Below are 22,666 nucleotides of genomic sequence, written 5' to 3'. Positions count from 1 at the left end.
TTACTCTCCCGTTATCACACCTAGTAACTCACCAGTCCCCAGATCACTCCGCGCAAAAAATCTGTCGCCTATTAAATTCGCCGATGGCCACGTAAAAAAAAGCCGGACCAAAGGCCCGGCTAACGATTAATCCACAGATCTATATCATCATACTACCGTGATACCTGTTTCGACCCACAACTCCTGGCTTGGATCATCTATCGATACGTAAACGTTGTAGTCTATGCCATGCGCAGTTCCGCCACTGTTGGCGGACCACTCGGCGAGGACTATGTCTACCGTATCTTCTTCATTACCATTGATATAGAAGTTGCTGTCACCACTGGAGATAGCGAGCAGATCTTCCAGACCGACAGACAGCGTTACTGCATTGTCCTGATCCAGGTCAATAGCTTCTATTCCTGTGAAGGATTCGCTGTAGTCGCCCAGCGCGATGACATCCTCTCCACCTTGCCATTGCAAGGTTTCCAGACCGGACTCATTGGTTTGCACAACGAAATCGTCATCTGAGGAGGTATCGGAACCGCCCTCCGCGTCCATAGCGAACGTGTTCGTCGCCATTTCACCAGAGGCGACTACCTCTTTCGTGACTTCAATGCTTAGGTCAGCAGTCAGAGCTTCATTGGTATCAGTATCGACTACTGCCACCGTAAAGCTATCTGTACCCTCATTACCAAGTGCTTCGGTCGGCGTATAGACGTAGCTGCCATCACTCTGTATGACCAAAGTACCATGATCACCTGAAATCTCAATTTCACCGCCAGTGGGTGTCACCTCATTACCGTTGAAAGTGACTGACTGTATTTCGAGATTGCTTGTATCACCACTTGCAGATTCACTGATGAAGTTACCAGATGCTGCCTGGCTGCCAACAACGGTTTCGACCTCCAGTAAATCCGTCGCCGTAACATCGATACTACGGGTAAGCGCAACACCAACACTGATTAGTCCCGGGTCGGGAACCAGAGTCGCACGGTATTCGCCTGCATCCAGATTTTCCAGAGTTACCTGGCCGGATGTACCGCCAAGACCAAGCACACTCAGAGAAAGTAAGCCACCTTCAAGGTCGTTCTCAGCATCGTCAACTCTTTCCCAGCTTCCGCCTTCGAAGCGCTCAACGATCAATACGTAGTCGTTCAGCACACCGATACTCAACGCACCAGTGATCTCAAGGTCGAACACTGTCTCATTGGTATTTTCGTCCAGACCGAACTCAACCAATGGGTGACCGGAACCGATATCCAAGGTGAGAAGGTTACCAATACTCAACCCGAGGAGATCAAACTGATCGTCACTATCTGTCTCAGGTACCTCTTCCGCCTCGTATGTAATTTCACATTCAACCGCAGCATTCCCCGCGATATCGACTAGCTCGAAATCGGCATCGGCATCGGCATCGGCATCGGCATCCGCATCTGCATCCGCATCGGCGTCTGCGTCTGCGTCGGCGTCAGCGTCCGCGTCTGCGTCTGCGTCTGCGTCTGCGTCTGCGTCTGCATCTGCATCGGCATCGGCATCGGCATCAGCGTCCGCATCTGCATCTGCATCGGCATCCGCGTCAGCATCTGCATCTGCATCCGCATCGGCGTCGGCGTCGGCGTCGGCGTCGGCGTCGGCGTCGGCATCAGCATCAGCATCAGCGTCGGCATCAGCATCGGCATCCGCATCAGCGTCGGCATCGGCATCAGCGTCGGCATCCGCATCCGCATCCGCATCCGCATCCGCATCCGCATCCGCATCCGCATCCGCGTCGGCATCGGCATCGGCATCTGCATCTGCATCTGCATCGGCATCGGCATCGGCATCCGCATCGGCGTCGGCATCGGCGTCCGCATCTGCATCCGCATCCGCATCACCATCGTCAGGCACAACTTCTTTCGTCACTTCGATGATCAGATTTGCCGACAGAGCCTCATTTGTCTCGGTGTCTACCACCGTTACCACAAAGGTGTCGGTGCCCGCGCTGCCTGTTTCTTCATCCGGCATATACACGTAGCTGCCGTCGGTCTGCATAACCAGGGTGCCGTAATCACCCTCGATTTCGATTTCACCACCGGTTGGGGTAACCAGGTTGCCGTCGAAGGTTACAGACTGGATTTCCAGGTTGTTTGTGTCGCCACTGGCGGATTGGTCGATAAAATTACCGTCCGCGTTCTGACTTCCAACAATGGTCTCCACTTCCACCAGATCTGTGGCAGTAACATCAATTGTGCGGGTAATCGCGATACCCACATTGATCAAGCCAGGATCCGGAACCAACGTTGCGCGGTACTCTCCCGGGTCGAGATTCTCAAGTGTTACCTGACCTGATGTTCCACCCAGTCCAAGTACACTGAGGGAAAGTAGACCGCCGTCAAGATTGTTCTCGGCGTCGTCTACTCGTACCCAGGACCCATCTTCAAAGCGCTCGACGACCAGTACGTAGTCGTTCAGTACTCCGATACCGGCGAGCCCATCGATATCCAGGTCGAATACTGTTTCATTCGTGTCTTCATCAAGCCCGAATTCAACTAGCGGATGACCGGTACCGATATCCAGGCTCACCAAGTCGGCAATGCTGATTCCCGCCAGATCAAACTGAGTGTCACTATCCGTTTCCGGCACTTCCTCAGGGACATAGCTCAGCTCACATTCCAGAACTGCATCATCGTTAACGTCGATTAGCTCGAAGTCCGCATCAGCGTCCGCATCCGCGTCGGCGTCTGCATCGGCGTCTGCATCGGCGTCGGCATCGGCGTCGGCATCCGCATCGGCGTCCGCATCGGCATCTGCATCCGCGTCGGCATCCGCGTCGGCATCTGCATCTGCATCTGCATCCGCGTCAGCATCGGCATCGGCATCGGCATCGGCATCGGCATCGGCATCAGCGTCGGCATCCGCATCCGCATCCGCATCCGCATCGGCGTCCGCATCCGCATCGGCGTCGGCGTCGGCATCGGCGTCCGCATCCGCATCCGCGTCGGCATCAGCATCGGCGTCCGCATCGGCATCTGCGTCAGCATCCGCATCGGCGTCGGCGTCGGCGTCGGCGTCGGCGTCGGCATCAGCATCGGCGTCCGCATCGGCATCTGCGTCAGCATCCGCATCGGCGTCGGCGTCGGCGTCCGCATCACCATCGTCAGGCACAACTTCTTTCGTCACTTCGATGATCAGATTTGCCGACAGAGCCTCATTTGTCTCGGTGTCTACCACCGTTACCACAAAGGTGTCGGTGCCCGCGCTGCCTGTTTCTTCATCCGGCATATACACGTAGCTGCCGTCGGTCTGCATAACCAGGGTGCCGTAATCACCCTCGATTTCGATTTCACCACCGGTTGGGGTAACCAGGTTGCCGTCGAAGGTTACAGACTGGATTTCCAGGTTGTTTGTGTCGCCACTGGCGGATTGGTCGATAAAATTACCGTCCGCGTTCTGACTTCCAACAATGGTCTCCACTTCCACCATATCTGTGGCAGTAACATCAATTGTTCGGGTAATCGCGATACCCACATTGATCAAGTCAGGATCCGGAACCAAGGTTGCGCGGTACTCTCCCGGGTCGAGATTCTCAAGTGTTACCTGACCCGATGTTCCACCCAGCCCTAGTACACTGAGGGAAAGTAGACCGCCGTCAAGATTGTTCTCGGCGTCGTCTACTCGCACCCAGGACCCGTCTTCAAAGCGCTCGACGACCAGTACGTAGTCGTTCAGTACTCCGATACCGACTAATCCATCGATATCCAGATCAAATACTGTTTCGTTCGTGTCTTCATCAAGTCCGAATTCAACTAGCGGATGACCGGTACCGATATCCAGGCTCACCAAGTCGGCAATGCTGATTCCCGCCAGATCAAACTGAGTGTCACTATCCGTTTCCGGCACTTCCTCAGGGACATAGCTCAGCTCACATTCCAGAACTGCATCATCGTTTACGTCGACTAGCTCGAAGTCTGCATCGGCATCAGCGTCTGCATCGGCATCGGCATCGGCATCCGCATCGGCGTCGGCATCGGCGTCCGCATCGGCGTCGGCGTCGGCATCGGCGTCCGCATCCGCATCCGCGTCGGCATCCGCATCGGCGTCCGCATCCGCATCCGCATCCGCATCGGCATCTGCATCTGCATCTGCATCCGCGTCGGCATCTGCATCTGCATCTGCATCTGCATCTGCATCTGCATCCGCGTCAGCATCGGCATCGGCATCGGCATCGGCATCGGCATCGGCATCGGCATCGGCATCGGCATCGGCATCAGCGTCGGCGTCCGCATCCGCATCGGCATCGGCATCTGCGTCGGCATCCGCATCAGAGTCGGCGTCTGCGTCGGCATCCGCATCGGCGTCCGCATCGGCGTCCGCATCGGCATCGGCGTCCGCATCCGCATCGGCATCGGCATCGGCATCGGCGTCGGCATCGGCGTCGGCGTCGGCATCGGCATCGGCGTCCGCATCCGCATCCGCATCGGCATCGGCGTCGGCATCGGCATCGGCATCGGCATCGGCATCGGCATCGGCATCGGCATCGGCATCTGCATCTGCATCAGCATCCGCGTCGGCATCTGCATCCGCGTCGGCATCTGCATCTGCATCTGCATCCGTGTCAGCATCGGCATCGGCATCGGCATCAGCGTCGGCGTCCGCATCGGCATCTGCGTCGGCATCTGCGTCGGCATCGGCATCTGCGTCGGCATCCGCGTCGGCATCGGCATCGGCATCTGCGTCGGCATCCGCGTCGGCATCTGCATCCGCGTCGGCATCCGCGTCGGCATCTGCATCTGCATCTGCATCCGCGTCAGCATCGGCATCGGCATCGGCATCGGCGTCCGCATCCGCATCGGCGTCCGCATCCGCATCGGCGTCCGCATCCGCATCCGCATCGGCGTCGGCGTCGGCGTCGGCATCGGCGTCCGCATCCGCATCGGCATCGGCATCGGCATCGGCGTCGGCATCGGCGTCGGCGTCGGCATCGGCGTCCGCATCCGCATCCGCATCCGCATCGGCATCGGCGTCGGCATCGGCATCGGCATCGGCATCGGCATCGGCATCGGCATCTGCATCAGCATCCGCGTCGGCATCTGCATCCGCGTCGGCATCTGCATCTGCATCTGCATCTGCATCCGCGTCAGCATCGGCATCGGCATCGGCATCAGCGTCGGCGTCGGCATCCGCATCGGCGTCCGCATCCGCATCGGCATCTGCGTCGGCATCTGCGTCGGCATCGGCATCTGCGTCGGCATCCGCGTCGGCATCTGCATCCGCGTCGGCATCCGCGTCGGCATCTGCATCTGCATCCGCATCGGCATCGGCATCGGCATCGGCATCGGCATCGGCATCGGCATCAGCGTCGGCATCAGCGTCGGCATCCGCATCGGCGTCCGCATCAGCGTCGGCATCGGCGTCGGCGTCGGCATCGGCGTCCGCATCCGCATCGGCGTCCGCATCCGCGTCGGCGTCGGCGTCGGCATCGGCGTCCGCATCCGCATCGGCGTCGGCGTCGGCGTCGGCGTCGGCATCTGCGTCGGCATCTGCGTCGGCATCCGCATCGGCGTCGGCATCCGCATCAGAGTCGGCATCTGCGTCGGCATCCGCATCGGCGTCCGCATCGGCGTCCGCATCCGCATCGGCATCGGCGTCGGCATCGGCGTCGGCATCGGCGTCGGCATCGGCGTCGGCATCGGCATCCGCATCCGCATCGGCATCGGCATCGGCATCTGCGTCCGCATCAGCGTCGGCATCGGCGTCCGCATCCGCATCCGCATCCGCATCGGCATCTGCGTCAGCATCCGCATCCGCATCAGCGTCGGCATCTGCGTCCGCATCTGAATCGGCATCAGCATCACCTTCGGGAGGCGGCGGGGGTGGATCTACGGGTGTTGGGCCGTCGACGGCGGGTGGGCTATCTACAGGAGGTGGAGCGGAAAAGGTGGTCGGTCTGAACGGCTCGAAGGTATCCCTACGTTCCCTTCCTTCGCCATTGCTTCTGTCATCGTCGTCATCATCGACCGCATCAGCAATAGCGGCAATACCAATCGCCGACAATGCGGCCCAAACCCAGGGGCAAACCTGTTGACTCGCTGGAACTACGCCAACCAGATCTGCACTGCTGCTCACAAGTGAAGTCGAAAGAAATGCGCCCTCATCACCGAAATGTGCGAGTAGCACATCGTCGGTTTCCGGGTCTTTTAGAAAAAGGTCACTTCTAACGTCATCTTTATCTAACGAAAAGAACCCTAGAATCGTTACGATTTCCCCTGACGCCAATTGCACGATCAGGTCGTTTCCGGACCGGATATATGTTTGTATCTCATCTTCGGCCAAAGACAATTTGACCACCCCTGGCTCATTCAATGCCAAGGTTGAACCCTCAAATTCCTCTACTATGCCACTGGATTTCGCGACTACCTGCACCTTCATATTCATCACCTAGCTTAGGAACCTTATTTTTCGAAATAGCCTAAGTACTGCAAAACCGAAAGCCACGTCTGAAACTGTTTCTTTGTAAAAATCGACAGCGAGCTCAATGCACATTTTTAGCGGGCAACACCAGAAGCTCTGTACCGCAAAGTCAGATTTCTAACAGACTAGTAAATAATTAGACGGGAAAACTGGCAGGTCGAACGATTGACACTTAATACATCAGATAGGCGTTAAGGGCACCCGAAGCTCTATTTACTTGAGTGCCGAATTAGAATAGAGATATCGCAAAGCGATCGTTTTGGGAAACATTACTGCCCGACAGAAATCTTTAAATGGAGACGAAGCAGAGACAAAGTCCGGTGAGCGCATCCCCGAAAACGAAAAAAATGACAGTAAAACTATAACTCTACCGCTCTCGAAGGGCTTCTCCAGCTTGATTTATTGGTTTAACAAGATAGTCGAAAATAGTTTTTGCTCCTGTTTTTATATCAACAGATGCGATCATCCCGGGAACTATAGGAAACTTCTTTCCTGACTTGTTAATTAGCGCTGGGGCGTCAGTAAGAATCGTCACATGATAATAGTATTCGTCGGGTTTATTCTCATCTTGAATGGTATCGGGGGATATAGTCACGACCTTCCCGTCCAGGCCACCAAAAATCGAATAGTCGTAGGCTGTTATTTTAACTTTCGCACTCTGCCCCGGGTGTATATAGGCAATATCGCGAGGGGAGATTTTTGCCTCGACCAAAAGCCGATCATCCAAAGGAACAATATCCATAAGATGTCCATTTGGGGGAATCACACCACCAATAGTCGTTACCGCAATATCCTTTACGATTCCGCGTACGGGAGATTTCAATGTGAGCCTCGTTAGCGAATCTGACCTTCCCTCAATGATAGAACGCAAGGCCTCGACTTCGGCACTGACACTAGAAAGCTCTTCCCTCGCCTGCACCATATATTCAGATTTAGCTTCTTTGATTTTGAGCTCGAGTTCTGATCTCTGACGACTGAGTCTGAGCACTTCCACACTACTCGCTGCTCCTGATTCAACAAGATCTTTGGTTATTTTCAGCTCGCTCTTAACCAGGCTCAAAGCTTCTTGCAGGCTTTCAAGTGCATCCGATAGCCCATTTTGGCGTATGGCATATAGCTTTCGCTCTTTTGCGATCAAGCTCTCATACCCAAGGAGCTCGTCGGGGAATTCCAGTTTTCCTCCACTTACCTCGGCACTTAACCGCGCGGCGCTGGCTAGCGCGGCTCGAAATCGCGCCTCACTCTCATTGACATTTGATCGAATTTTGGTCGGATCGAGTTGAGCGATTACCTGGCCTTTTTCAACAATATCGCCTTCCATTACCTTAAGGTCTGCGAGAATCCCGCCTTCCAAAGACTGAATAATCTGGGCTCTTGATGTTGGAACTACCTTGCCACTACCCCTTGAAACCTCATCAACTTCCGCAAAGTATGACCAGGAAATCAGAGAGACCAAGAGCAGTAGAAATATCCAGACGATACGAGTTGACTTCGTCAACCGAGCATCATCAAGCTCCGCATTAAAATGTGCCCCGGCATTCTGAAAGTCTGCCTCTAGAATCGCGACGCTACTTGCACTGTTTGCTTTGTTATCAACACTACCTATCGACGTTGCCGGCGGGATCATTCCCTGATCGCCACCTGCGTCCGCCGCAAGATTTCCCCTGGAGGATTTGTTGTCTGCACTCATTAACTTACCACCTCCTTAGTACGCGCTCCCCGGGAGGAGGCTTGCGACAAACGATTCAGCGCATCTGCTTTTGGTGCATCGAGAATGAGATCACCATTTTCAACAACGAGAATACGATCCGCTAACTGCAATGTACTGCTGCGGTGCGTTGCAATGATCAGCGTGCGACCGATCGCCCATTTTTGAAGCTTTGCAATAAATCGCTTCTCAGTCATGTCGTCCAGTGACGCGGTAGGCTCATCTAAAAGCACAACACTTGGATCACGAATGAAAAGGCGCGCTAACAATAACGATTGGCGCTGCCCCCCAGACATTCCTAGCCCTCCCTCTAGTACTGTGTGGTCCAATCCTTTAGAAAGCTTGCGTACGAACTCCAGCGCCCCGGACATATCCAGCGCCGCAACAATCTCCCGATCCGTTGCACCCGGCGCGCCGAGCGTAATATTTTCCCGGAGGGTACCGTGAAACAAGCTTGAATTTTGTGTCAGAATTCCAATATCTCTTCGAGTATCTGCCGGGTCAATATGTGCAAGGCTGACATTTTCCAGCGTGATTTCACCACTACTTGCCTCTAGCATCCCCGACAAACCCTGTAGCAACGTCGACTTGCCGGCGCCGTTCCGCCCCAACACCGCAATTTTCTCGCCCGCCTGAATATTGAGTTTCGATACGGTAAGGGCGGGCAGTGCACAATCTACACTGTATTTAAATGCGGCCTGTGTTAAGGCGTAGTTTCCAGAAATATTAGGAATATGTACGCGCTTACTACCTTGAGGGTGGTCCACCGGAAGTTGCATGATCTGATCCAGACCTTTTAATGCATACTTCGCTTGCTGCCACCGACTCAGCACCTGTGTGATCTGCGACATCGGCGCCATCATCCGAGAACCCAGAATTGAAGCCGCCACTAGAGAACCGGTTGTCATATCACCGGCCATAACCATGGGCGCGCCAATCAAGACAACTACAGCAAACACTGAAGTTTGTATGTTTTGCGTCCAGGTCGTTAGGCGGCCTATCAAATTTCGCAGGTTCAAGTTCGCCTCAGAAGTGACCGCGTTGTAATGATTCCATTGCTGCTGAAATCTCTGCTCGGCTTGTAGCGCCTTGATATCTTCCATACCTTGAATAGTTTCCACCAACATGGCATTTCGGAGGGCCGATTCGCGATTAGCCTCTGCTACGAGGTTAGAAAGCTTTTTCTGAGCAAGTAGGCCGGGAACAATTAGTAGCACCAGTGCACCAAGGGGAACCAGCGCAAGCGGACCCGCCACATACCACATAACAAACAAAAACAAAAAGAAAAATGGGAAGTCAGCCAGAGCGAGAATGGTCGTCGAGGTTACCATCTCGCGAACCCGTTCTAACTCTTTTATTTGCGAAATGAAAACACCGGTAGATTTTGGCTTGGCACTATTACGCAATCTAACTGCATGTCCATACACCAGATCGGAAACGCGAATATCTGCCCGTTTACCCAATAAATCCGTAATTTTAATCCGCGTCACTTGCAGAATAAAACTAAACAGAATTGCAATTACAACGCCAATAAACAGTACATACAACGTAGGCATGGACTCGGCGGGAATTACGCGGTCGTAAACCTGCTTGGAAAACAGAATTCCGGCGAGAGCGAGTATATTTGCGGCGGTAGTCGCAATAACCACATGGCCATATGGTTTCAGGTCTCTCAAGATGATTGAGCGAAACCAGTGCTTTTCCGGCGGCTTGATGTAGTCGTCAACCCGGACATCAGAAACATTATTTGATGGGCGCAACACCACTAGGGAAGTCACTTCGCGCGTCAACACAGCCGACCGGACAGATGTAGTTGCCCCCTCGTCACCGCTAAAGGTGATAGCAACTTTACCATCGCCATCAATGGCCTGAACTACGCCTACCTGCCCTCCCTTTAACTGCACCACAAGCGGCAAACGCCAGGGAGACAGCATACTTTCATTAAACTTGGTAAACCGCGCTACCAATCCAGCTTGCCTGGCCATACTGCGAATCACGCTTTCCGTGGATTCTTCACCGCTCCAGTTTCCTGCAATGCGAACGTTCTCCGCAGAAAAGTCCAATCGGTAATACTTTGCAACAGAGAGTACCGCCGAAAGCCAGGGCGTATAATCCATATCCAACTTATCGGAACTATTCATATTACTGACATCCATCTTCGCACAGCCACTACCTGATAATTGATTTTCAGAAAGATTATTATCAAGGCAGGATTTCTACACCTTGTATCTGCCGACCATCAAGATTGAATGCGCCACGAATCTCGCCAACGGTATAAAGGCAGTCAACTTGTAGACTATATAGGTCATATTGAGTATTGCTCTTTTCGATACGCGCCTGCTGCACTTCCTCTTCGGAGTTGAGTAGTTCAACCAACGTTCTGGTTCCCAATGCAGAATACTGCTTCCGGTACAAGTCTCGTGTTTCCTCGATCGCGTTGAGGCGGGTGTCGAGAATATTCAGGCTCCGTTCCAGTCCCACGCTCTGGCTTTGCGCGATACGAAGATCTCTTGCTACCGCGAGGCGAGCGGTATCTTTGGCGGCCTCGGCGGAACGCATTGCGAAGTTTGCCGCATCACGGTTCGCGTACAATCTCCCACCCTGGTATATGGGCATGGATAAATTCAGGAATATTGCACTTTCATGGTCATTTAGCGCATTGACATCTACATACTCTTGATCGAGGTAACTATTAACACTGCCATCTAACGATAATGTTGGCCACGATTGCGCCCGAGCTTCTTTCAGTTGGGCGACAGCTTCTGCGCGTTCGGCTTCGGCTATCAGTACAGCGGGCGCGGTATTCGCTTGAAGAGGATCTACCGCGCAGCCGTTTACGATCGATTGGGGAACCCCATTATTCAGTACTACCGGTTGCTCTATACCCATCAGATTCTGCAATACACTGCGCCATCGGTTCAGCTGGGCGATCGTCTGTTGTCGGTTAGCGCGCGCCGATTCAATTCGCGCTTGCGCTTGAAGTACATCAGAGCGGGAACTGGCACCACGCTGATTACGCATGGTCACCAGATTGGAAATTGCCGAGACCCCTTCCACTTGTGCATCTGCAGATTCCACCAGAGCCTGATAACGCAGAACTTCGATGGCGGCTTGCGCCGTGTCGCGAGCAATAGTATCGATCTGTTGTAAAACACGGGCTTGTGAAGCACGAGCGCCGGCCGTTGCTGCGTCCACACTCCCGGAAATTTTTCCAAAATCATAAATGACTTGCGATACGTACAACTGAACCGCATGACCGTCGCCATTCCCCTCGTTTTCCGTTTCATAACCTCCCACAACCCCAACACTTACTTGAGGGAAGTACCCAGCACGCGCCGCACGTATATTTTCCTGCTGCCGATGTAGCTCACCAACGCTCTGACCAATGGCCGGGTGCCAGCCTACGGCCTGCTGCACTGCATTTGACATGCCGACCTGAATAGTGGCACTACTGGAAGAAATCGCAGGGTTTAACGGTTGTGCAGAAAATAGCGGGCTGGCGCCGACTTCACCCTGCAACTGGCTTGGGCTTATCGACTCAGACTGAAGATCTCTCGCGCTATCCGCCATTGAAAGTGGCGCAACCACATTCAAGCCGGTTATGAATAAGAGTTTGAGAATACTGGACTGGTGGGCATTACGACGCTCAGCCATCCTTAGCTTGCGGTGATCGTATCGCTGGCTCACATTTATTCACTTTTTTTGTGCCGCACCCGAATCGCTTCCTGGCGATTCCGTGACCCAAAGGTCCAATGCGGGAAATTATTCCTATTGCCGCATAAAGTTTAGCTCAATAAAAAAGCACCGGGCTTTTAGCCCGGTGCTTGTGGCGCCCCAATTGACAGGCAAATTCAGCGAGACTTACTAGAACTCGTAAGTACCGCCCTGCTGCCACAAATCCTGAGTTGGATCATCCGCCTCCGGAGGCGACATTTCCGGACCGACAGCTAGTGAGAGATGCTCCGAGAGTGCCTCACCAAGCAATTCACTCATCCCAGTACCAGGGAGGTGATCACCTTGTATGTAGTCGCTCAGAAGCTCTTCCAGGGTCGGTGGTGGTTCACTCTCACCAGAATGATGCGAGTCATGACATCCACAATCATCTCCCTTACCACCCAACATCAGTTCCAGGGTGTACTCCAGAATGTGCTCGATCTTCGCCTCAATTAACGCCTCCAACGCCTCCACATCCAGAGGATCATGGTCATGGCTGCTACCACTTAGCTCACTGTCAAGGAGTTCATCAAGAGGCGCCGTCATGGCTGAGCCCGGCACAGCTTGGTTCTGAGAATCCTGACCGTGACTCAGATCAGTCAGATCGATAGTATCAGGATTCATAGAGCCACCAACCGAGCCACTTAGAGGTGGCAGATGGGTTGTAGCGAAGTTCGTTGCACCTGCTTCTAACGTGCCAGAAGCCAAGGTGCTTGACCCGATGTCAACACCGCCTTCGCCTTCCAGTCGAAACGCGACGTAAGGTATCTCGCCATCAAAGCCAATGACTGAATTGATGCCGTCATCGTCGTCATCATCGTCATCATCGTCATCGTCGTCGTCGTCGTCATCGTCGTCGTCGTCGTCGTCGTCATCATCGTCATCATCGTCATCGTCGTCGTCGTCGTCGTCGTCGTCGTCGTCGTCGTCATCATCGTCGTCGTCGTCGTCATCATCGTCGTCGTCGTCATCGTCGTCGTCATCGCCGTCCGCATCCGAATCTGCATCGGCATCCGCATCGGCGTCCGCGTCGGCATCGGCGTCGGCATCCGCGTCGGCATCCGCGTCGGCATCCGCGTCGGCATCGGCATCGGCATCGGCATCGGCGTCAGCATCTGCGTCGGCATCCGCGTCGGCATCCGCGTCGGCATCCGCGTCGGCATCGGCGTCGGCATCCGCGTCGGCATCCGCGTCGGCATCCGCGTCGGCATCTGCGTCGGCATCCGCATCGGCATCGGCGTCGGCATCGGCATCTGCATCGGCATCGGCATCTGCATCTGCATCTGCATCAGCGTCGGCATCCGCATCGGCGTCCGCATCCGCATCTGCGTCGGCGTCGGCGTCGGCGTCGGCGTCGGCATCCGCGTCGGCATCCGCGTCGGCGTCGGCGTCGGCGTCGGCGTCGGCATCCGCGTCGGCATCCGCGTCGGCATCCGCGTCGGCATCCGCGTCGGCATCCGCGTCGGCATCCGCGTCGGCATCCGCGTCGGCATCCGCGTCGGCATCCGCGTCGGCATCCGCGTCGGCATCCGCGTCGGCATCCGCGTCGGCATCCGCGTCGGCATCCGCGTCGGCATCCGCGTCGGCATCCGCGTCGGCATCCGCGTCGGCATCCGCGTCGGCATCCGCGTCGGCATCCGCGTCGGCATCCGCGTCGGCATCCGCGTCGGCATCCGCGTCGGCATCCGCGTCGGCATCCGCGTCGGCATCCGCGTCGGCATCCGCGTCGGCATCCGCGTCGGCATCCGCGTCGGCATCCGCGTCGGCATCCGCGTCTCCATCATCGTCAGGCGGCATTTTGCAGTCTTTCTCAATATCGATGTCAATATCTACATCAAGATTTATCTCGCAGTCTTTTCCGCAATGGTCCGGGTCGTGATTTATCACTTTCTCGAAGTCGATATCGATATCTATATCTATATCGTACCCGTGTAGCGCCAGGTCATATTCGAAGTGCCAATCACTATCATGATCCGCATCGGCATCTGCATCGGCATCTGCATCGGCATCTGCGTCGGCATCTGCGTCGGCATCTGCGTCGGCGTCGGCATCTGCGTCATTGTCATCTGACTTGCAGTCAATATCGATATCCACATCTACGTCGACATTAATATCGCATCCGTGATGGCAGTGCTTGTCACAGTCGGCATCGGCGTCGGCGTCGGCGTCGGCGTCGGCGTCGGCGTCGGCGTCGGCATCAGCATCGGCGTCCGCATCAGCATCGGCATCCGCGTCGGCATCCGCGTCGGCATCCGCGTCGGCATCGGCGTCCGCATCGGCGTCCGCATCGGCATCGGCATCCGCGTCGGCATCGGCGTCCGCATCAGCATCGGCATCCGCGTCGGCATCCGCGTCGGCATCGGCGTCCGCATCGGCGTCCGCATCGGCATCGGCATCCGCGTCGGCATCGGCGTCCGCATCGGCATCGGCATCGGCATCGGCATCGGCATCGGCATCGGCATCGGCATCGGCATCAGCGTCAGCATCCGCGTCGGCATCTGCGTCGGCATCCGCATCGGCGTCCGCATCCGCATCCGCATCGGCATCGGCATCGGCATCTGCGTCGGCATCCGCATCGGCATCCGCATCCGCATCGGCGTCCGCATCCGTATCCGCATCCGCATCCGCATCGGCGTCGGCGTCGGCGTCGGCGTCGGCGTCGGCGTCGGCATCAGCGTCGGCATCGGCGTCGGCATCCGCATCGGCGTCCGCATCGGCGTCGGCATCGGCGTCGGCGTCGGCGTCGGCATCTGCATCTGCATCTGCATCTGCATCTGCATCTGCATCGGCATCAGCGTCGGCATCGGCGTCGGCATCCGCATCGGCGTCGGCATCGGCATCGGCATCTGTATCGGCATCGGCATCGGCATCGGCATCGGCGTCGGCATCGGCATCAGAATCCGCATCAGCATCACCATCCGGCGGGGGTGGCGGTGCGGGCGGAGGCTCCTCTCCGGTAGGATTAATAACCGGAGGCTCCTCAGCGGGCGGAGGAGCGGGCGGTGGTGCCGGTGGAGGGGCAGAAAATGGGGTAGGTCTCAGGAAAGGCTCGAATGTGCCGCGGTCATTGTCATTGTCATCGTCATCAACCGCATGAGCGATGGCCGCGATTCCCAATGCGGCCAGCCCCGCCCAAACCCAAGGGCAAACGACTTCGCCAGTGGGCGGGACAACACCCGCCAAGTCAGTACTACTACTAACTTGAGCCATGGAAAATATGGAACCGTCAACGCCCTTTTGCGCCAGCAAAACGTTGCCGGATTCCGGATCCTCCAGAAACAAATCACTTTGAGTATCTGCCGCATCCGCGAGATAGAAATTCTCAATCGTGATGATTTCGCCAGTTGCTAGCTGGACTATCAGATCGTCCCCGGCTCTTGAGAGCGACCGTATTTCATCCTGCGCTAGCTGGAGCTTCACGAACCCTGGTGCATCTAAAACCACATGGGTGGAATCGAATGAACTCAAGGTGCCGCTAGACTTGTCGACTACCTGGGTTTGCATCCTGCATACCTTCTTTTTTCCATCATCCTCTGATGGACCCCAAAGAATCTGATGACTGCCACACCTTGAGGCGATCACCACCTGCACAATATGTGCAATTTTTAATCACACATACATTGGTATGGCTGAGTTATTCAGATTTATCAAGCTAAAGGGCGATGACTGTAAAAATGAATATATGCTCGTTTCAAAAAATTATGCGCCAGAAGAGTACTTTCAGCGCCGACACTTTTGATGCTGTTCACATTTTGTGCGGAACAACATCAGTGGGCAGTCGAGAGGCCCGCCAACCAGTTGAGTTGAGTGCCCGCGACTCCCCATTGTCACTTAAATAGTTGGAAGTTGGCTCGGACGGAAGAAGCTTGACCTTTTTGAGCGAGGAGGAAGTTTGATGAAAAAAAACGGCTTTCATAAACGAAAGCCGTAAGGGATTGAGACGGGAAGAAAATTGACTACAAATCAACATGCCGTATTAACACTAACCTCATCGTCCACCTCACCTGGTGAACGAGCTTCGGCGGTTCCTGGAACCGACGCTTCGCTCGGCGGTATTACCGTCAATTTCTCGGCAAAAACATAAAGCAGTATTACCACAAGAGACAACGCGAACATCGACAGATACAACACTTGACCGCCCCAATACTGAATCATAAACCCGCCGACCAATGGCGCACTCGACCAGCCAAATGCGTACAAGCTGGTCGCGCCAAAGTAACTCCCACGCAGATTTGCAGGAGCCATGCGATCTATTTGAACACTCATGTTAGGAAACAGGATCGCTTCGGCCACACTGATCAGAAACGTTGCCCCCAGCCACCCGTAAAACCAGTGAATCGGATTGAATGCAAACCAGATCTGCCCCAGTGCCAACACCGCAAGCCCGATAAAAACTCGATGATTGACATCCAGGGTACGCATCAGCCGCAGTAATGGAAACTGCAGAAATACAATGGTCGATGCATTCACCAGAATCATGCTGGAAATAAGCGAAACCACGCCAGGCGCATCATTAACCGTCAAGTACTGTACCAAGCTTGAGTCCATATGCGCGTAAATAAATAACGCGAGGATGTTCGCCGACACGGTTACCATGAATACCTTATCTTGGGCGAGCACACGTAAGGTCGCAGAAAACCCTCCATTCGCACACTCACCTTTCCGTTTTTCAGACTCAGGCCTTAATCGAATGAACGCCCACAGGAAAGCGACGAAAAGCCCGAGGAAACTCAGCGCGGTTATATTGAACGTTGCCTGCTGAGCACTGATTCCGACCCATACTCCAATCATTGGTCCCAGAGCACTTCCCACATTGATCAGGAAATAACGAAATTGCAGCGCAAGCTCGCGTACGCCGGTGTCAGAAATAAGGTCACCAAACATCGCCATCGCAGGCGGCTCCCATACTGAGCGCCCGATAGCACTGAAGGTAATTGCCAAAGCAAAGGCTTCAATACTGTCTGCCACAGCAAGCAACGCAAAGGCAATGACGTTGGTAAATGTGCCCGCTAACAATAAGAATTTTCGGCCAAATCGATCGGACAAAGCACCGGTGTAAAAGCCAAGAATCGCTGCGCACATAGCAGAGATACTGAGTACCGCACCAATAGTACCGGGACTGAGTGAGAACTTTTCATGCAGCATGACAGCAAGAAAAGGCCACACCATAAAGTAGGTGCCTCGGCCAAAGAAACTGCCAATCAATACGATCCAAATCAAAGGCGGTAAGCCATAAAGTGATTGCCACCACTGCCTGTCCATGCCGGTTTCTCCCAAATTAGCGGCAAAAAAAAACCCGGAGGCCAAGATCCTCCGGGTTTTCCGTGGAGGGTCTTGGGAAAACCCTCCAGCACAATTCAATTCGACTGTCAGGTTAACAAGTAACGGGTCTTACGCACTTTGCGCGCTTTACACGCAATAGCAGCCCACGCATGAGCCACTACGGACCAGGTGGTGTGGGCAGATTTAGCACATAGCAGACCACACAAGGAAACACCTGGCATAGCGCATACGCCAGTTCCACATAGAGTACTCCCCTGATCATCAGACACAGCAGTACCCGCGGACATCAGAAGACTCCGCAAGCACATCGGGACAGTGCCTAAAACATTGATCAGCATCAGGAAAATACTCTAGTTAGAAACCTGGTTAGAAACCGATCGCTCGATGGCGTGTACGCAAACAGCGAAAGTAAACAGGACAGTAACCTTTTAATAGTATCTCAACGAGACATCGATGCAACCGAATTCGCGAAATAAAACCTGGAAACATTCCAGTCATAAACGGCACTGAAAACGCTCTGAATATGACAGCTTCTATACTGAGAGAAGTGGCTCTGAAAATGGCTGTATGGCGGCCTTGTTCAGGGTCGACTCGATAACTTCACCGACTGAATTCGACCAGGCTCTATTGATTAGGATGTGAGTTAGATGCAAAACACCGGGAACCAACGCTTATTAGTAGAAGCCCCCTGTGGAGCGATAAATGGCAAACTCGACAGGCATCATTCGGTAAAGCAATTCCTGGGAATCCCCTATGCGCAACCACCAGTGGGCGAACTCCGCTGGCACCCACCACGCCCACTACCGAGATGGAAAGGTGTACACGAGGCAACCCGATACGGCATGCCCGCACCGCAAAACCCATCACACCTGTTTGAAATCCGCGGCCCGAATGGGGAGGATCCTGACAGCGAGGACTGCCTCTATCTGAATATCTATGCGCCGGCGGAGCCCCGTCAAGCCAAACTGCCAGTTATGGTCTGGGTTCACGGTGGAGCCTTTTATCTGGGCTCCGGCAGCCAGGCGCTTTACGATGGAAAGTATCTCGCCGCAAGCGGACGCGCCATTGTTGTGACCTTCAACTATCGATTGGGCGCCTTTGGCTTCTTGCGGTTATGCGATATCAGCGACCTTCCCGCCAGCGGAAACGAGGGGCTGATGGATCAACTGGCGGCCCTTCGCTGGGTACAGAAAAATATTGATGCATTTGGGGGAGATCCAGGCAACATCACCCTATTTGGCGAATCCGCCGGCGCAATGAGCATCGCGTCCCTATTTTCTGCCTGCCCGCAACAACGCGAGCCCATCTGCGGCAATCTCTTTCACAAGGCCATTGTTCAGAGCGGTAACCCAGGCGTTTTTCATCAACCAGCGCGCGCCAGCCTGCTGGCAGAAGAGTTCATGTCAAACTTACAGAGAGACACCCGCACACCTGTAAGCGAGACCTCAGTTGCGGAGATTTTGAAAGCGCAAGCGGCAGTGCTGGATAGTCCGCAGACCGATACTCGGTGGGGACACCTTCCATTCAAGCCCGTGCAAGACGGGCAATTTTTGCTGCAATCCCCTGTGAATGCGCTCAAAAATCCGGCCGCGGCTCAGGTAGCCATGATGGTTGGCAGTAACAGTGACGAGTGGAACCTGTTCAGCGCCGCGCGCCCGGAAAGCTACACGCTCGATGACCAGCAAATTCGCGGACATCTGGAAGCTATTATCCCCAGCCCGCTGATATCCCCCCTTCTCGATCACTATCGGAACCGTGCGGAATCGATGCAGGACAACCCGTGGCCAATTTGGAGCCGCACCTGGAACCTGATGCTGACCGATATGGTATTTACCGTTCCGGGGCTGAGACTACTGGGTGCACACCAGGGCAAGCGCTACCACTACCACTTTACCCACCCCCTAAGCGCGCAGCCCCTGTTAGGGGCATGCCACGCAGCAGAGCTGGGATATGTGTTCGGGACACACAGTGCAGAAGATCTCGCACACTTTTATGGCGGAGAGCCTGAACCTCATATTCTCAGCGAGACAATGCGAGACGCGTGGCTGAACTTTGCCGAATCCGGCGAGCCCGGCAAAGACTGGCCGGAATATGAGCAGGGGCTTAGCCGCCAATTCGGAGACCAGCGCGATAGAGCACTCGACCCGAAAGCCTTGCAGGCGCTTTGGGAGGGCCTCGATGACCTGCAATTACGCGGTTTTCTGTAAAAGACGTAAAATCGGGGCTCATATCGCTAAATGGAGCACCTGACTTTGCACGAAATCATTTTGATCCGCCACGGCGAGGCAGCCAAATCACCGACTGACAGCGACCCGGGTCTCACCAGACTGGGTCAGCAACAAGCTGCAAAACTGGCAGAAGTCCTCCAGCAGCAATTTCCAGATGGCACGGGGATTCGACTTATCAGCAGCCCGAAGGCTCGTGCCCTGCAGACCGCGATACCGGTTTCCACCCTTTGGCAAAAGCCGATTGAACAGTCAGAGGAAGTTATCGAAATCCCTTCTCCACAGGGGGTACCTCTGGAACAACGCGGAAAATGGATTCAAACATTTCTGGACAAGAGGTGGGATAGCATGACGCCAGCACAGGCTGTGTGGCGTAGCGGAGTTATCGATTTTCTACGGCAATTGGGGGCTGACAGAGAGGTATCGACCACTCTGGTGTTCTGCCACTTCATGGTTATCAATACCGTGGTGGCAGCTATCCGAAATGACGAACGTGTCACTCAGTTTCTTGCCGATTACACATCGCAGACTCGCCTGGGCCTAAACCCGGACAATAAATTGCTGAACATCATCACCCTGGGGCACGAGCGGACATCCCGGAACCAGATCCAGTAGCCACCCGTCGCCGCTCACCCTTCATATCATCCCGCGAGGCTTTTGCTAACCACTTCGTAAAGATCCCGGGAGAGCTCCCCGCTGTCGCGAACCCGCTCTAGGGCACGTTGAATCTGCGAGGACTCTTCCGCGCGATACTTGCGCCAGCGGGTGAGTGGAGTCACGATTCGCGCCGCCACCTGTGGGTTCAGTTTATCCAAAGTAATTACCTGATCCGCAAGAAACTCATACCCACTTCCATCTTCAGCGTGAAACTGGGAAAAGTTGCGCATAGCAAAACCGCCAATTACCGCGCGCACTTTATTTGGATTCTTAAACTCAAAGGCATCGTGCTCCATCAAAGCGCGAACGCGATCCAGTGTGCCAAAAGTGGGGCTACTGCTCTGCAGGCCAAACCAGGTCTCCACAACCTGTGTGTCCTGCTGCCATTGCTCATAGAATGTATCCAGATGGTTCTGCGCACTCTCTGTTGTGCCGAACTCGACCAGCGCCGCCAACGCAGCAGCACTGTCAGTCATATTGTCGTCGCGCGCAAGCTGCGCCTCCGCAAGTGCCAGTGCTTCTGATTCCCCGGATGCACAGATATAGAATAAACAGGTATTTTTCAGGCTTCGCTCGGCGATGTCGGCGGCCGCGGGACAATAGGACTTGGCATGATTCAGAGACTTATAGAGTGCGAGGAACTTGGATTTGAGAGCCTTGGCTAGCGTGTCTCGCACAAATTTCCGGGCGACGATAATCGCCTGGGCATCAATTTCACTACCTTGCTCCGCCAACTCCTGAGCGCTGGGAAGGGCCAGCATTTTCGCCACCAGCGCAGGATCCAGTTGGGTGTTATCCAAGACCGCCGAATAGCCCTGAATCAGAGAGTCGGGGGCATCCAGCGATCGTCCTTCACGGTATGCTCGCTGTAAGTCAGTCAGTGCATCGAACGCGAGACGCTGACCGGCGTCCCATTGATTGAACGGGTCCGTATCGTGCTGCATTAAAAACAGCAATTGCTCGGTGGTGTACCCATAGCGCAACTTCACCGGTGCAGAGAAGCCTCGCAGCAGCGATGGTAGTGGTCGCTCGGGAATGTTGTTAAAAACAAAATCCTGTTTGGCTTCAGTGAGGTGCAAAACACGCTCTGTATCTCGAGCCTCCCCCAGAATCAACGCGTTGCCATCCTGGTCAAGCAGGCTAATCGTCACCGGGATATGCAACGGTAGTTTGTTTGCCTGTCCCGGTGTATCCGGCGTGTGTTGGCGAATGGTCAGGCGATACTCCTGGGTTTCTGTATTGTAGGCGTCTTCCACGTCCAGTATCGGCGTACCGGCCTGACTGTACCAGCGACGGAATTGCTTCAGGTCGGCCCCGTTTGCATCCTCCATAGCCACCACGAAGTCTTCACAGGTCACCGCCTGACCGTCATGACGATCAAAATACAGGTCGCTACCGCGACGGAATCCCTCCGCTCCAAGAATGGTGTGAATCATCCGCACAACCTCCGCACCTTTTTCGTAGACAGTCAGGGTGTAGAAATTGGAGATTTCCATATAGGAGTCCGGACGCACCGGATGGGCCATAGGGCCCGCATCTTCGGCAAACTGTGCAGTGCGAAGCAGGGTAACGTCTTCTATCCGCTTTACCGCACGGGAATTCATATCTGCGGAGAACTCTGCATCACGGAAAACGGTAAAGCCTTCTTTCAGGCTTAACTGAAACCAGTCTCGGCAGGTGACACGATTGCCGGACCAGTTGTGGAAATATTCGTGCGCGACAATCGCTTCGATACGCTGAAATGCCGCGTCTGTCGCTGTCTCCGGGCTAGCCAGGACACAGGCGGAGTTGAAAATATTCAGTCCCTTGTTTTCCATTGCCCCCATATTGAAGTGATCCACAGCCACGATCATAAAAATATCCAGATCGTACTCACGGCCATACGTCTCTTCATCCCACTTCATGGAGTGCTTCAGCGAGGTCATGGCATGTTCGCACTTACCGATATTTTTTGGCTCGGTATACAGTTGCAAGGTGACCTCTCGGCCACTACACGTCGTAAACCGGTCCTCTGTATACTGCAAGTCCCCGGCGACCAGGGCAAAAAGATACGAGGGTTTGGCGAAAGGGTCTTCCCAGGTCACCCTCAGGCGGCCATCCTCCGTAGTGCCACTGTCCATTTTATTCCCGTTCGATAACAGCACCGGATAAGTCGCTGGTGCCACGATCGTGGTGGTAAACACACTCATCACATCCGGGCGGTCCGGATAAAAGGTAATTTTACGGAACCCCTCGGCCTCGCACTGAGTGCAGTACATGCCATTGGACAGGTACAGCCCCTCCAGTGAAGTATTGCTTTCCGGTGCAATTCTTGTCTGGACTTCGAGTTCAAACACTTCCCTGTCGACACTCAGCAACAAGCCACCAGGCTTTTCCGTGTAGCGCTGCGCAGGAAGCAGCTCACCATCGATAGCAATCGAGAGAAGGTCCAGGTCGACACCATCGAGCCACAAGGCAGGTAGTACCTCGCCCGTTCCCGCCTCTGGATTGCGACGGACACTCAGGCGGGACTTCACCAGTGTGGCGTGCGGGTCCAGGTCAAAGGTAAGTTCTGTACGATCGATCAGATACTCGGGAGCCTGGTAGTCCTTCAGGTAAATGGTTCGCGGCTGCGTGTCTTTCATTCCAGTCAATCTCTTGTAAAACC

At 54.8% G+C, this 22,666-nt stretch carries 9 protein-coding genes; 2 read left to right on the top strand and 7 right to left on the bottom strand.

From position 1 onward, the window contains the following. Positions 1-147: 147 nt before the first annotated feature. The 6 genes from ACYX4K_RS03695 to ACYX4K_RS03670 all read right to left on the bottom strand — a co-directional run bounded on the left by ACYX4K_RS03695 (position 148) and on the right by ACYX4K_RS03670 (position 17,116). The gene (locus tag ACYX4K_RS03695) at positions 148-6,390 is read right to left on the bottom strand and encodes a BapA/Bap/LapF family prefix-like domain-containing protein (protein WP_475093454.1); all 6,243 of its coding nucleotides are present in this window, start codon (positions 6,388-6,390) and stop codon (positions 148-150) included. A gap of 409 nt (positions 6,391-6,799) precedes the next feature. After that, positions 6,800-8,122, bottom strand: coding sequence for an HlyD family type I secretion periplasmic adaptor subunit (locus ACYX4K_RS03690; protein WP_475093455.1), 1,323 nt, complete (start codon positions 8,120-8,122; stop codon positions 6,800-6,802). Next, on the bottom strand, positions 8,122-10,281 hold the full coding sequence (locus ACYX4K_RS03685; RefSeq protein WP_475093456.1) for a type I secretion system permease/ATPase: 2,160 nt from the start codon (positions 10,279-10,281) through the stop codon (positions 8,122-8,124). Before ACYX4K_RS03685 ends, ACYX4K_RS03690 begins: the two co-directional genes overlap by 1 nt. Before the next feature lie 61 nt (positions 10,282-10,342). Further along, on the bottom strand, positions 10,343-11,827 hold the full coding sequence (locus ACYX4K_RS03680) for a TolC family outer membrane protein (protein WP_475093457.1): 1,485 nt from the start codon (positions 11,825-11,827) through the stop codon (positions 10,343-10,345). 177 nt (positions 11,828-12,004) lie between these two features. Further along, the gene (locus ACYX4K_RS03675; protein WP_475093458.1) at positions 12,005-15,358 is read right to left on the bottom strand and encodes a BapA/Bap/LapF family prefix-like domain-containing protein; all 3,354 of its coding nucleotides are present in this window, start codon (positions 15,356-15,358) and stop codon (positions 12,005-12,007) included. Positions 15,359-15,817: 459 nt separating this feature from the next. After that, on the bottom strand, positions 15,818-17,116 hold the full coding sequence (locus tag ACYX4K_RS03670) for an MDR family MFS transporter (protein ID WP_475093459.1): 1,299 nt from the start codon (positions 17,114-17,116) through the stop codon (positions 15,818-15,820). 668 nt (positions 17,117-17,784) lie between these two features. Here ACYX4K_RS03670 and ACYX4K_RS03665 point away from each other — a divergent pair. Together ACYX4K_RS03665 and ACYX4K_RS03660 are read left to right on the top strand one after the other, a co-directional pair. Beyond that, positions 17,785-19,344, top strand: a complete 1,560-nt coding sequence (locus ACYX4K_RS03665; RefSeq protein WP_475093460.1) for a carboxylesterase/lipase family protein — start codon at positions 17,785-17,787, stop codon at positions 19,342-19,344. Positions 19,345-19,389: 45 nt separating this feature from the next. After that, positions 19,390-19,977, top strand: coding sequence for a histidine phosphatase family protein (locus ACYX4K_RS03660; RefSeq protein WP_475093461.1), 588 nt, complete (start codon positions 19,390-19,392; stop codon positions 19,975-19,977). A gap of 26 nt (positions 19,978-20,003) precedes the next feature. Here the strand turns inward: ACYX4K_RS03660 and pepN are convergent, their stop codons facing one another. Continuing rightward, a complete protein-coding gene (pepN, locus tag ACYX4K_RS03655) occupies positions 20,004-22,643 on the bottom strand; it encodes an aminopeptidase N (protein WP_475093462.1) in 2,640 nt (879 codons plus the stop codon). Between the last annotated feature and the right edge of the window lie 23 nt (positions 22,644-22,666).

It is taken from the genome of Microbulbifer sp. ABF4_107 (genome assembly GCF_056312215.1).
This window is presented reverse-complemented; position numbering and strand designations above follow the sequence as displayed.

Coding starts and splice junctions, on each gene's coding strand:
- ACYX4K_RS03695 (WP_475093454.1), bottom strand. CDS start 6,390: ATGAAGGTGCAGGTAGTCGCGAAATCCAGTGGCATAGTAGAGGAATTT.
- ACYX4K_RS03690 (WP_475093455.1), bottom strand. CDS start 8,122: ATGAGTGCAGACAACAAATCCTCCAGGGGAAATCTTGCGGCGGACGCA.
- ACYX4K_RS03685 (WP_475093456.1), bottom strand. CDS start 10,281: ATGAATAGTTCCGATAAGTTGGATATGGATTATACGCCCTGGCTTTCG.
- ACYX4K_RS03675 (WP_475093458.1), bottom strand. CDS start 15,358: ATGCAAACCCAGGTAGTCGACAAGTCTAGCGGCACCTTGAGTTCATTC.
- ACYX4K_RS03670 (WP_475093459.1), bottom strand. CDS start 17,116: ATGGACAGGCAGTGGTGGCAATCACTTTATGGCTTACCGCCTTTGATT.
- ACYX4K_RS03665 (WP_475093460.1), top strand. CDS start 17,785: ATGCAAAACACCGGGAACCAACGCTTATTAGTAGAAGCCCCCTGTGGA.
- pepN (WP_475093462.1), bottom strand. CDS start 22,643: ATGAAAGACACGCAGCCGCGAACCATTTACCTGAAGGACTACCAGGCT.